Source organism: Microbacterium sp. EB106-03-03-XG65 (assembly GCF_058791955.1).
Genome location: NZ_JBYTEB010000001.1, coordinates 618,345 through 630,077, shown reverse-complemented (window position 1 = coordinate 630,077; position 11,733 = coordinate 618,345). Strand labels below are relative to the sequence as shown.

12 protein-coding genes are annotated in these 11,733 nt (G+C 67.6%); 5 read left to right on the top strand and 7 right to left on the bottom strand.

The features are described 5' to 3' along the window. Nucleotides 1-29 precede the first annotated feature (29 nt). Nucleotides 30-506 carry an adenylyltransferase/cytidyltransferase family protein gene (locus AC3WS6_RS03050; protein WP_492499595.1) on the bottom strand — a complete coding sequence of 159 codons (477 nt, stop codon included), beginning with the start codon at nt 504-506 and terminating at the stop codon, nt 30-32. A 133-nt stretch (nt 507-639) separates the two neighbouring features. Between AC3WS6_RS03050 and AC3WS6_RS03045 the strand changes: the two genes are divergently transcribed. The 5 genes from AC3WS6_RS03045 (at nt 640) to AC3WS6_RS03025 (ending at nt 4,197) form a co-directional block, all read left to right on the top strand. Beyond that, the gene (locus AC3WS6_RS03045) at nt 640-1,371 is read left to right on the top strand and encodes an SGNH/GDSL hydrolase family protein (protein ID WP_492499594.1); all 732 of its coding nucleotides are present in this window, start codon (nt 640-642) and stop codon (nt 1,369-1,371) included. A gap of 550 nt (nt 1,372-1,921) precedes the next feature. Continuing rightward, on the top strand, nt 1,922-2,278 hold the full coding sequence (locus AC3WS6_RS03040; RefSeq protein ID WP_492499593.1) for a PadR family transcriptional regulator: 357 nt from the start codon (nt 1,922-1,924) through the stop codon (nt 2,276-2,278). 1 nt (nt 2,279) lies between these two features. Beyond that, nucleotides 2,280-2,651, top strand: a complete 372-nt coding sequence (locus tag AC3WS6_RS03035; protein ID WP_492499592.1) for a DUF1048 domain-containing protein — start codon at nt 2,280-2,282, stop codon at nt 2,649-2,651. Continuing rightward, entirely contained in the window at nt 2,648-3,433 is a 786-nt protein-coding gene (locus AC3WS6_RS03030) for an ABC transporter ATP-binding protein (protein ID WP_492499591.1), read from the top strand. The genes AC3WS6_RS03035 and AC3WS6_RS03030 overlap by 4 nt, the downstream gene beginning before the upstream one ends. Then, a complete protein-coding gene (locus AC3WS6_RS03025) occupies nt 3,430-4,197 on the top strand; it encodes an ABC transporter permease (RefSeq protein ID WP_492499590.1) in 768 nt (255 codons plus the stop codon). Before AC3WS6_RS03030 ends, AC3WS6_RS03025 begins: the two co-directional genes overlap by 4 nt. Nucleotides 4,198-4,595: 398 nt before the next feature. Here AC3WS6_RS03025 and AC3WS6_RS03020 read toward each other — a convergent pair whose 3' ends face one another. The 6 genes from AC3WS6_RS03020 to AC3WS6_RS02995 all read right to left on the bottom strand — a co-directional run bounded on the left by AC3WS6_RS03020 (nt 4,596) and on the right by AC3WS6_RS02995 (nt 11,730). Next, nucleotides 4,596-6,068, bottom strand: coding sequence for a lipase maturation factor family protein (locus AC3WS6_RS03020; protein ID WP_492499589.1), 1,473 nt, complete (start codon nt 6,066-6,068; stop codon nt 4,596-4,598). A gap of 174 nt (nt 6,069-6,242) precedes the next feature. Next, nucleotides 6,243-7,160, bottom strand: a complete 918-nt coding sequence (locus AC3WS6_RS03015; protein ID WP_492499588.1) for a glycine betaine ABC transporter substrate-binding protein — start codon at nt 7,158-7,160, stop codon at nt 6,243-6,245. Between the two features lie 79 nt (nt 7,161-7,239). Beyond that, nucleotides 7,240-8,265: an ABC transporter permease gene (locus AC3WS6_RS03010; RefSeq protein WP_492499587.1), complete on the bottom strand. Its 1,026-nt coding sequence runs from the start codon at nt 8,263-8,265 to the stop codon at nt 7,240-7,242. Continuing rightward, nucleotides 8,265-9,629, bottom strand: a complete 1,365-nt coding sequence (locus AC3WS6_RS03005; protein ID WP_492499586.1) for a quaternary amine ABC transporter ATP-binding protein — start codon at nt 9,627-9,629, stop codon at nt 8,265-8,267. Before AC3WS6_RS03005 ends, AC3WS6_RS03010 begins: the two co-directional genes overlap by 1 nt. 299 nt (nt 9,630-9,928) lie before the next feature. Further along, complete coding sequence (locus AC3WS6_RS03000; protein ID WP_492499585.1) at nt 9,929-10,906, bottom strand: hypothetical protein; 978 nt, start codon at nt 10,904-10,906, stop codon at nt 9,929-9,931. Next, nucleotides 10,903-11,730 carry a signal peptidase I gene (locus AC3WS6_RS02995; RefSeq protein ID WP_492499584.1) on the bottom strand — a complete coding sequence of 276 codons (828 nt, stop codon included), beginning with the start codon at nt 11,728-11,730 and terminating at the stop codon, nt 10,903-10,905. The genes AC3WS6_RS03000 and AC3WS6_RS02995 overlap by 4 nt, the downstream gene beginning before the upstream one ends. Nucleotides 11,731-11,733 lie beyond the last annotated feature (3 nt).

The window sequence follows — 11,733 nt, the reverse complement described above, 5'->3', positions numbered from 1 at the left end:
ACCCGAACCGGGGGCGCCGGCGCAGAGCGTCAGCCTCGCGCGGTGCGCTCTGCTTCCTTCGCCGCGACGATCTTGCGCAGACCCGAGCTCGAGAAGCGGTGGTCGCGGGTGTTGAAGTACAGCTCGATTCCGCGCTCTTCGCAGTAGTCCCTGCCCGTGAAGTCGCGGTTCTCGTACTCGTCGCCGACGATGCGCACATCGATCTTGAACGACCGGAGGATGTCTTCCAGGTCTTCCTCGGTCGAATACGGCACGATCTCGTCGACGTACTCGCAGCCTCGCAGCTGGATGTACCGCTCGACCACGGTCTGGGTCGGTGCGTTCTTCTCGGGGCGGTCGAGAGTGGGGTCCATCTGCAGCCCGCAGATGAGGTAGTCGCACTGCCGCTTGGCCTCGGCCAGCATCTTGATGTGCCCGGCGTGCAGCAGATCGAACGTCGAGAACGTGATGCCGACGCGCGGTCCCGGGTTGTAATCCTGATGCTTCTTGGTCTGATCCTGCGACATTCGCTCCCCCTTGTGAATCGTGCGGTTGTCCCAGGCGATCCTATATAGCGCGCGCCGCCCGCCTGATCCGCTCGGCCGGATGCCGGGGACTCACAGAGCGGAATACCGACACTGCGCCAGTAGGCTCGACACCGTGCCGCACGCCGAATCCCCCGCATCCGCCGCCTCCGATCTGCACCGTCTCACCGAACTGCTCGCGGGCTCCGACCCGTTGAACTGGGTGATCACGGGAGACTCCATCACGCACGGACTCGTGCACACGCACGGCGGCCGCAGCTATTCCGAGCACCTGCACGAGCTGATCCGCGGAGAGCTCGCCCGCACGCGCGACGCCGTGATCAACACGGCGATCAGCGGGCACCGGCTGACCGACATCCTCGACGACTTCGACCGGCGCGTGCAGTCGTGGCGCCCCGACGTGGTCACGCTCATGATCGGCACGAACGACATGTCGACGCTGCCCGGCAGCCCGCTCGTGGCTCCCGCCGACTTCGAGGCATCGCTGCGTGAGTTCGTCGCCCGCGTGCGAGAGCTGAGCGCGATCGTCGTACTGCAGACGCCGCCCTCGATCGACACGGCCAACGCACCGGGACGCGAGCGGCTCACCGAATTCGCGGATGCCGTGCGCGAGGTCGCCGCGAGTGAAGACGTGATCCTCGTCGACCAGCATGCGAGGTTCACCGAACTCGGTCACGGGGGCGTGCCCTGGGGGCTCATGAACGACCCGTTCCACCCGAACGGCGCCGGTCACGCCGCGCTCGCGCTCGAGCTCGCCAACGGCCTCGGCATCTGCCCCGAGCCGGATCGCGACCGCACCCTGCCGCTGCTCGAGGCCTGGATCACCGCGGCTCGGCTGAACGGCTGAACGGCCGCATCCCGCGCCGGGTCCCTCGCTCCATCGCGCGCCCCATCCCGCGCCCGGTCCTGCGCCCCAGCACTCATGCGGGGTCAAAAGAACACCGCCCAGGCCCGCCTCGCATGCGAAATTGACCCCGCACCAGGGCGAGATGCGAAACCGACCCCGCGCGGTCGCCCTTCCCAGGTGAGGTCACCCCCCACGGCTCCTCGAACGCCAATACCACTGCGATGACGCCGACGACGAGGCTCATGGCCCGCTGCCTCCGGCTGCTCGTGACTCCGAGTCCCGCGGCGGGGAGCACACCGACCGCAAGAGCCAGCCCGATCTGCGGATCGCTCAGCATCGCGGCGCCGGCCGGCAGACCGAGCACCGCCCCGTGCAGGGCGTTCCGCCACGACCAGGCCACCGCCGACGTCATCCCCTCACTCTGGAGGTTCGCCCGGGGAAAGTGCAGATCACGAATCTCGGTATTCGGTGTTGCTAGGTACCGGTAGTCAGTGTTACTTTGTACCGGTACCCAGCAACACTGAGTACCGAACAACGAAAGGAGGCTCTCATGGGCAAGCAGATGACCGAGATGCTCAAGGGCACTCTCGAGGGCATCGTCCTGGCTCTCCTCGCCGAGCAGCCGGCCTACGGCTACGAGATCACCAGCCGCATCCGCGACCACGGATTCACCGACATCGCCGAGGGCACGATCTACGCACTGCTCGTGCGCGTCGAGCAGAAGAAGCTCGTCGACGTCGAGAAGGTGCCGAGCGAGAAGGGGCCGCCCCGCAAGGTCTACTCCCTCAACCCCGCCGGCACGCAGGAGCTCGAGGAGTTCTGGAAGACCTGGAGCTTCCTCTCCGAGCGCATCGAACGGCTGAACACGAACAGCACGAACACGCACACGAACAACAAGGAGAACTGACATGGCCGCCAAGTGGATCGAAGCGCTCACCGGATCGCTCGAGCAGAAGAAGCAGTACCGCGATGCGAAGAAGCGCATCGACGCCCTCCCCGAGCCGTACCGCACGACCGCCCTCGCCCAGCACCGCTACACGATGTACTACGGGGGCATCACCGACGGCGACACCCTCGTGCAGATTTTCGTCGATCTCGCCGATCTGTGGGAACGCGCCGCGATCGACGGCACCCCGATCACCGACATCACGGGAGACGACCCCGTCGAGTTCACCGAGACCTACGCCCAGGCGTACGGCGGAACCCAGTGGATCGACAAGGAGCGCGCACGCCTCATCAAGGCATTCGACGATGCAAAGAAGAAGGAGTCAAAATCATGAACGCACCAGCGATCGCCGTTCGCGGCATCGAGAAGTCCTACAAAGACCTGCACGTGTTGCGCGGTGTCGACTTCGAGGTCGAGAAGGGGACGATCTTCGCCCTGCTCGGCTCGAACGGCGCCGGCAAGACGACGATGGTCCGCATCCTCTCGACACTGTTGAAGTCGGATGCCGGCGCAGCCACCGTGCAGGGGATCGACGTGGCCGCCGACCCCCTGGGCGTGCGTCAGCGCATCAGCCTCACCGGTCAGTTCGCCGCCGTCGACGAGATCCTCACCGGACGCGAGAACCTCGTGCTCGTGGCCAAGCTGCGCCACCTGCCCGACCCCGACACGGTCGCCGACGAGCTGCTCGCGACGTTCCGCTTGACGGATGCCGGGGGCCGCAAGGTCGGCACCTACTCCGGCGGTATGCGCCGCCGGCTCGACATCGCGATGAGCCTCGTCGGGAATCCCGAGGTCATCTATCTCGACGAGCCGACGACCGGCCTCGACCCCGAAGCCCGCCTCGAGGTGTGGGACGTCGTGAAGAAGCTCGCGAACACCGGCACCACCGTGCTGCTCACTACGCAGTACCTCGACGAGGCCGAACAGCTGGCCGACCGTATCGCGATCCTGCACGAGGGTCGGATCATCGCCGACGGCACCCTCGCCGAGCTCAAGCGCCTGCTGCCCGCGGCGAAGGTCGAGTACGTCGAGAAGCAGCCCACCCTCGAGGAGATCTTCCTCACTCTCATCGGACCGAAGTCGGGTTCGACCACCGGAAGGGAGAACGCAGCATGAGCACGCACTTCGCCGCCGATACGGCGACACTCACCGGCCGCTCGATGCGGCACATCTTCCGCAGTCCCGACACGATCATCACGACCGCGGTCACCCCGATCGCCCTGATGCTGCTGTTCGTCTACGTCTTCGGCGGTGCTCTGCAGACGAGCACCGGAGTCGACAACTACGTGAACTACCTGCTGCCCGGCATCCTGCTGATCGCGATCGCATCGGGAATCGCCTACACCGCGTTCCGGCTCTTCACCGACATGCAGAGCGGCATCTTCGAGCGGTTCCACTCCATGCCGATCGCCCGATCGAGTGTGCTGTGGGCGCACGTGCTCACGTCTCTGACGGCGAACGCCATCACGCTGGCCATCATCTTCGCGGTCGGGTTCCTGATGGGATTCCGCACCGGGGCGAGCGTCTGGGCGTGGCTGGCCGTGATCGGCATCCTGATGCTGTTCACCCTGGCCCTCACGTGGCTCGCGATCATCGCGGGACTCAACGCCAAGACGGTCGACGGGGCGAGCGCGTTCTCGTATCCGCTGATCTTCCTGCCGTTCATCAGCTCGGCCTTCGTGCCGACCGACACGATGCCGGGGCCGGTGCAGTGGTTCGCCGAGAACCAGCCGGTCACCTCGATCGTCAACACCATCCAGGCGCTGTTCGCCGAGCAGCCGGTCGGCACCGACATCTGGGTCGCTCTCGCCTGGTGCGTCGGCATCCTGGTCGTCGCCTACGTGTTCGCGATCATCTCGTACCGCAAGAAGGTCAGTTGAACGTCTGCAGTGAGCGCCGTACTGAGCGAGCGCAGCGAGTCGAAGTGACGGAACGCTCCGTCCGGGCCCCGCGCCCGGCCGGGGCGTTTCGCCGCGCTTCGGCGTCGGCTGCTCCCTGGCCCGCGTGACCTGGCCGCTGACGCGGAGTTCCCCTCCCGACGGGGTCGGCTGCTCCCTGCCCCGCGCTGCCCGGGTAGGGCGGCCTTCTCCCCCTCGGGAGGAGCCTCACGCTCGAATCGGCCTCCCGACGCGGAGTTCCCCTCCCGGCGGGGGGCGGCTCACGGGCATCGCGCACCCCGTGAAGGACTTCTCGCACTGCGAAGGAGTAGATCACCGCATCCGTCCTTCGTTGCGCGCGATCGCCTTCGCTGCGGATGCCGAATGCCGGGCGCCGCGGCCTACCGCAGCCCCAGGGGACCGAGCACAACGGACTGGCGCGTGCGCACCCACACCCCGGCGCCGTCGCGCCGTTCGGCCCGCGTCGCGAAGCGGTAGCGGTATGACACGGCGCGCACCCACCGCGGCGGCTCACCGTCGAACGGGTCCGACCGCAGCAGAGCGAGTGTCGGAGCATCGGCCTCGAGCAGTCGCAGCAGGAAGACCGTGAACCAGTCGTCGAGCGAACGGCCGAGCGGCAGGAACCACATCAGCCAGTCGAGGCGAAGGTGGTACGGCGCGAACTGCCGGGGGATGCGTCGCACGTCGCCCGGCTTTCCCTTGAACTCGTACTCGCGCCACAGCAGACCGTCGTCGTCGACCGATCCCTCGACGACGATCTCGACCCGCTGCTTCGTGACCGTGCCGAACGCTCCGTAGGCGTTGCCGATCTGCCACCGGTTGAAGCTCGCGTTCATCAGCTGCCGCCGCGCGAACAGGTTGCGCAGGGCGGGCCCGCTCAGCGCCACGACGAGCACGCCCACGGCCGCCGTGAGCACGAACCAGTACAGCGGGATGCCGGGCCACAGCGTGTCGTCCATCGCATCGTCGCGCGGCGCCGCGCCCACCCCCGGCAGTCCGATCGCCGAGAAGGCGATCACGATCGTCACCCAGTTCAGCCAGGCGAAGTTGCCTGTCGCGACGAGCCACACCTGGGTCGCGATCATGATCGTCGCGGCCACCGTCCCGACGATCTGGGGCGCGGGACCGGGAATCCAGACCGACAGCAGCGGCGCGAACACGAAGAACGGCACCACGAGCTGCGCGAAGTGATTGCCCACGACCTCGGCCCGATGGAACCACCGGGGCAGCAGATGAGCCTGCCTGCTGAGCGGCCCCGGCATCGGCTGCGTCTCGTGGTGATACATCAGCGCCGTGAGATCGCGCCACTCCCGCCCGCCGCGGATCTTGATCATGCCGGCACCGAACTCGACGCGGAACAGCAGCCACCAGAACAGCACGATCACGACGGTCGGCGGCGGCTGGTCGTTCGAGCCGAGGAACGCGGCCAAGAACCCCGCCTCGAGCAGCAGCATCTCCCAGCCGAACGAGTAAAACGTCTGACCGATGCTCACCACCGACATGTAGCCGAGCCACAGTGCGACGAAGCACAGCATCGGCACCCACGGCGGACCCCACTGCGGAATGCCGACCACCAGCACCGCCGAGACGACGATCCCGGCCCCGCACAGCAGCGCGAGCCTGCGGTCGGAGTACCGGATGCGCGCGAAGAGCGTCGGATGCAGCATCCGCCGCCGTTCCTTCTTCTGCGCGATCCAGTCGAGCAGCGCCGGCGCCGGCAGCAGTCCGTGCTCACCGAGCAGCGGACGGAACTGATTCAGGGTAGAGACGAACGCGACGAGGTACAGCGCCGCGATGCCCCTCTGCAGGACCTCGCGGGCGAACCCGAAATCGACTGCCGCGAACCCGTCCACGGGCACAGGCTATGCCCGGGCGGCGACGTGCCGAAGGGGGTTGCGCGCCCGCCTACAGTCGTTGAGCGAACGTGACGGGCGGCATACACGCCGATGGGCGGAGGATCCGTGAGAGATCCTCCGCCCATCGGGGAGAAGTCCGCCCATCGCGTGGGCGGGACACACCGGGTCAGATCAGCTGACGACCCAGTCGAAGTCGTCGCCGTGCTCCTCGAGCCACGCGTCGACGGCATCCGCTTCCTTGCCCTCGCCGTACTCGTTGACGACCAGGTCCTCGAGCGAGCCGTACTGCTCGTCGTCGAGCTTGATCTGCTCGATCAGCTCGGCGGCCTCGGGGAACTCCTCTGCGAAGCCCTTCGTGCCGAGGAAGTGCAGGGCCTCGGACTCGCCCATGGCGCCCTTGGGGTCTTCGAGGTCCTTGACGGGGAAGGCGTCGTTGGCCCAGAACGGACGCCACAGCGTCACGACGATGTCCTCCTGCTTGTCGGTCGCCGACTTCAGCTCGGTGAGCATCGCCGCGGTCGAGGAGGTGACGAGCTCGTACTCGCCGTCGAGACCGTACTCGGGCATCATCTTCTGCGTCTGCGCAGTGAGGCCGGCGCCCGGCTCGATGCCGTAGATCTTGCCGTCGAGCTCTGCGCCCTTGCCGGCGAGGTCCTCGATAGAGGTCAGGTCGGAGTACTCCGGCACCGCGAGGGTCAGCTTCGCGTTGTCGTAGTACGCACCGAGGTCTTCGATGTCGTCACCGTAGGTGTTCATGTACTCGGCGTGCGTCAGCTCGGGCCAGGCCGACGGGTAGATGTCGACGTCGCCCTGGGCGAGGCCGGTGTAGAGCGGTCCCGCCTCGGTCAGCGTCTTCAGCTCAACCGTGTACCCGATCTTCTCGAGCTGGTCCTGCAGCAGGTACGCCGTGCTGAGTCCGTCGGTCCACGAGGGCAGGAAGCCCAGCGTGATCGTGCCCTTGTCGCCCGAACCGGACTCGCTGCCACCGGTGCCTCCGCCGGTGCCGCCCATGCCGTCGCCGCTGCATCCGGCGAGCGTCAGGGTCGCTGCGGCGCCGATGGCCGCGATCGTCAGGATCTTCTTCTTCATGTGAATCTCTCTCGTTCCGTATATCTGTGCTGTGGTGCTGCGTACTGCGGTGTTGCTTTTCTCTTGCGGGAGGGATGAGTCAGTGCACGCCGCCGCCGACGGGGGCGCGGCGCGGGGAGGCCTTCAGTCGCTCGGCCTCGTCGGCAGCATCCTTCGCCTCGGCCGACTCAGCCGAGACGGCCGAGGCGGGAGCCGTCGACTCGACCGACGCGGATGCCGCGGCAAGACGCTTCTGGGTGCGGCGACGCGCCAGCATCCCGAGCAGCGACGAGCGGTTGCTGCCCAGGTCGCCGAGCGCTGCGGTGACGCGATCGAGGAAGACCGCGATGAGCACGACGCCCAGACCCGCCTCGACGCCCTTGGCGATGTTGATGGTGGAGATCGCTTCGACGACGATCTTTCCGAGGCCGTCGGCGCCCGCCATTCCGGCGATGACCGCCATCGACAGCGCGAGCATGATGACCTGGTTGACGCCGGCGAGGATGGTCGGCATCGCGAGCGGAAGCTGGATGCCGCGCAGGATCTGACCCGGCTTCGCACCGAACGCCTGGCCGGCCTCGACGGTCTCGGAGTCGACTCCGCGGATGCCGAGCTCGGTCAGTCGCACGCCCGGAGGCAGCGCGAAGATCACGGTCGCGACCAGGCCGGGCACGACGCCGATGCTGAAGAACACGATCGCCGGGATCAGGTACACGAAAGCCGGCATGGTCTGCATGAAGTCGAGCACGGGCTTGAGCACCGCGCGCACCGTGGCGTTGCGGGCCGACCAGATGCCGAGCGGCACCGCGATCAGCACGGCGATCACCGCGGCGACGAGCACGAGGGCGAGGGTCTGCATCGCGGGGACCCAGAGGCCCATGGCCACGATCAGCCCGAACGAGACGAGGGTGCCGATCGCGAGCTGCCACGACCGGACGAGCCACGCGATGAGCGCGGCGATCACGATGATGACCACGAAATGCGGGCTCAGCAGGGCGCGGGTGAGGCCGTCGACCAGGAAGCTGACCACGAACGAGATGACGTCGAGCAGACCGTCGAGGTTCGTCTTGATCCAGTCGACGCCCGATGCGACCCAGGATCCGAGGGGAATGCGGAAACCATCCATCAGCGCACCTCCTCCTTCGTCTGCGTTTCGTCTCGGTGCTGCGCTCCTCGCTCAACGACCGGGTCTCGGTGCTGCGCTCCTCGCTCAGCCATCCCGGGCTCTGCCGTCCAGCCGTCGTCGAGCACGGCGTCGATCTCGGCCTGCGGCATCGGAAGAAGCGGCAGGGTGAGCTCGCCCGTGGCACCGGGCCCGGGGCCCAGGGCGGCGAGCAGGGTGATGCGGGGGATCACACCGACGAGGCGACCCTCGGCATCCACCACCGCCAGCGGCAGCGGCGACTCGACCGAGGGGATGAAGAGGTTCATCAGCACCTCGTCCTTGCTGACGCTCTGCGGCACCGGCTTGATGATCGAGTCGAGGGTCGTGACGCCCTGGCGCACGAGCTTCACCGCATCACGGTCGGTGACGATGCCGAGCAGGCGGCGGTCGCGGCCGGTGACGTAGGTGGCCGACATGAAGGCGTCGCGCATCTGGCGAAGCGCCGTGCGGGGGCCTGCGGTGTCGGCGACGACCGGGCGGGGGCGCTCCATGACGTTCGCCGCCGTGAGCACGCGGGCGCGGTCGACGTCCTGCACGAACTGCTCGACGTAGTCGTTCGCGGGGTCGGTGAGGATGTCCTCCGGCGTGCCGATCTGCACGATGCGGCCGTCTCGCATCACGGCGATGCGGTCGCCGAGGAACATGGCCTCGTTGAGGTCATGGGTGATGAAGACGATGGTCTTCTGCAGCTTCTCCTGGAGTTCGAGCAGCTGCTCCTGCATCTCACGACGGATCAGGGGGTCGAGCGCGCTGAACGCCTCGTCCATGAGCAGGATGTCGGAGTCGGCCGCGAGCGCACGGGCGATGCCCACGCGCTGCTGCATGCCGCCCGAGAGTTCGGAGGGAAGCTTGTCGGCCTGGCCCTCGAGTCCCACGAGGGCGAGGATCTCCTCGGCCTTCTTCAGCCGCTCGTCTTTGCCCACGCCCTTCAGCTCGAGGGGGTAGGCGACGTTCGCGGCGACCGTGCGGTGCGGCAACAGCGCGAAGTGCTGGAACACCATCGAGATGCGATCGCGGCGGATCTCCCGCAGACGACCGGACGGGATGCCGGTGATGGAGTCGCCGTTGACGACGACCGATCCGTCGGTCGCGTCATGCAGACCGTTGAGCATGCGGATGATTGTGGACTTGCCGGAGCCGGAGAGCCCCATGATCACGAAGATCTCACCCCGGTTGACGGTGAAACTGGCGTCGATGACGGCGGCGGTTCCTGCGTCGCTGACTGCGGATCTGCTCTCACCGGCCTTCAGTCGACGGACGGCACTGCTCGGATTCTTCCCGAACACCTTGTACAGACTGCGCGCTTCAAGAGCGATTTCGGACACGTTTCCCCTGCGGCTCGCCTGGGGCGGCTGAGCCTGCTTCGGTTACGCCCGGGTGATCCTCCCGGCCGTTTCGAGTTGAAGCTGTGGCGGCGCGGACGGCGGATTTCGGATCCACCGCGATAGAGCATCGACCGTACGTCCACGCCTCTTCGCAGCACAGCACATTCGAAAGAAGGACGTGGTCGCGGACTGGTCTTCGGGCCGTCAGGCCCGCAGACCAACGTAACGAAATGGCCGGTCAGGGGCAAATCCACGATCCCGAAAGGCGTTCAGTTTCGGCGGCTGACCGGGGATTCGTCTCACGTCGAGAACACCGGTGCGGAGCGAACGGGAACCGGCGCGCACGTGACGCAGAGGATCTCCCGCTCGCCGGATGCCGCGCGCCGAGCAACCCAGGGCGCACCGCGCCCGATCACGTCGTCGCAGACGTCGCACCGACGACGACGGGCAGCGAGCAGGAGCAGTTCGGCGGCAGCGATTCCGAGCGCGAGAGCGACGAGGGCCCCGGTGAGCGCAGCATCCGCGCCCGTCTGCGCGAGGATCGGAGGTGTCGTGCTCGTGTCGCCCTCGATCTGCACGACGATGTCGAAACGCAAGTCGGTCGACTCTGCGTGCGCGTTCATCTCGGTGGTCAGCGATGCCGGCACCTCGAATCCGACGGTGACGGGAACGTCGGCGCCACGTGGCACCTGCACCTGCACGAGTTCGGGACGCCCGTCGTCGAGAGCGAGCAGGTCGGAGAACGGCGCGGATCCGGTCACTCCGGCGATGTCCCAGAACAGTGTGACGTGGTCGCCGAGCTCCGGGTTGGCGGCCAGCACCGGCACGGTCTCGGCCAGCACGAGTCCGACGGCCATGACGCCGTCGGAGGGGCCGTCGTTTCGCACACCGAGCGTGCGGAAGACGCGGTCGCCGGGCGACACCACACGATCGCCCACGAAGCTCGCCTCGGCCGTCGCATGGTCGTCGCCTCGCCAATCGAGATGGACGGTGCGCCCATCCCATCGACCGGAGAGCAAATCGCCCTCGGTGGCGATGATCGGCGCGACGCCGGCGGCTGCGGCATCCGTCTCCGCGCCGGCGGCGGCGCTGCGCGCGTCGTCCGCCGGAGCGCGTGTGCCGAACACGGTGGCACTCGCCGGAGCGAGGTAGAACAGCGCAGAGATGAGGGCGGCCAGCACGAGCGCGATGGCGCCGAGGACTCGCGCGCCGCGTACCAGCCGCGAAGACTGCTTCAGGGAATAGCTGTCGCCGGAGACGTCGATGTAGGCACTCACGGGTGTTCCTCTCGCGGAGACGATGGGGCTGTTGCGGTGGCACGGAATTGCTGTTCCAGAAGCGCGATCTCACGTTCACGAAGAGTGAGCTCTCGTTCCCGCAGATCCAGCTCCCGCCGTCGGAGCGACGCGTCACCGCTGGATGCACCGTTGTCATCAGCGGAAGAGGAGGCGGTGTCGGGGGCGGTGTCGGGGGCGGTGTCGGGGGCGGTGTGCGCCCCCGCGATCGTGCGGATGCGTGTTCGGGGGCGGGCCCGATCGAGCGCGTAGACGCCCACGGCCAGGAGGGCGAAGAGCGAGAAGACGAGGATCTTGTTGTCCTCGACCCAGCTCCGCGCCCATCCCACGGCCGGGATGCCGTACAGGAACACGCCGCGCACCTGCTCGGGCGAGACCGGTTCGTCCGGCGCGGAGTTCGCGTCTCCCTGCAGGATGAGGCGACAGGACGTGCCGTCGTCGTAGTTGCCGACGGTCTTGGCGATGACGCGGTGGGTGATGAGCGCCGGGTCGTCGGGGGTGGGGTAGTAGGTGACGATGTCGCCGATCGAGACGTCGGTGCAGACGTCCTCCTCCGCGATCCCTCGTACGGCCACGACGTCGCCCGGTGCGAGGCCGGGCTCCATCGAACCGGTGAGCACGGTGACGCTGTCTCCCCCGAGGATGCGCGGGATGAGGAACAGGGTCGCGACGGCGACGATGATGACGCCGGCCGCGATCGCTCCGAGGAAGGCGCCGAGCGACTGCCAGAGAGAGCCGGGCACCCGTGCCAGACGGAGTCCGGCGCCCTGCCGGGTCCGCGTGGATCTGATTCGGTTGCGAGGCACTTT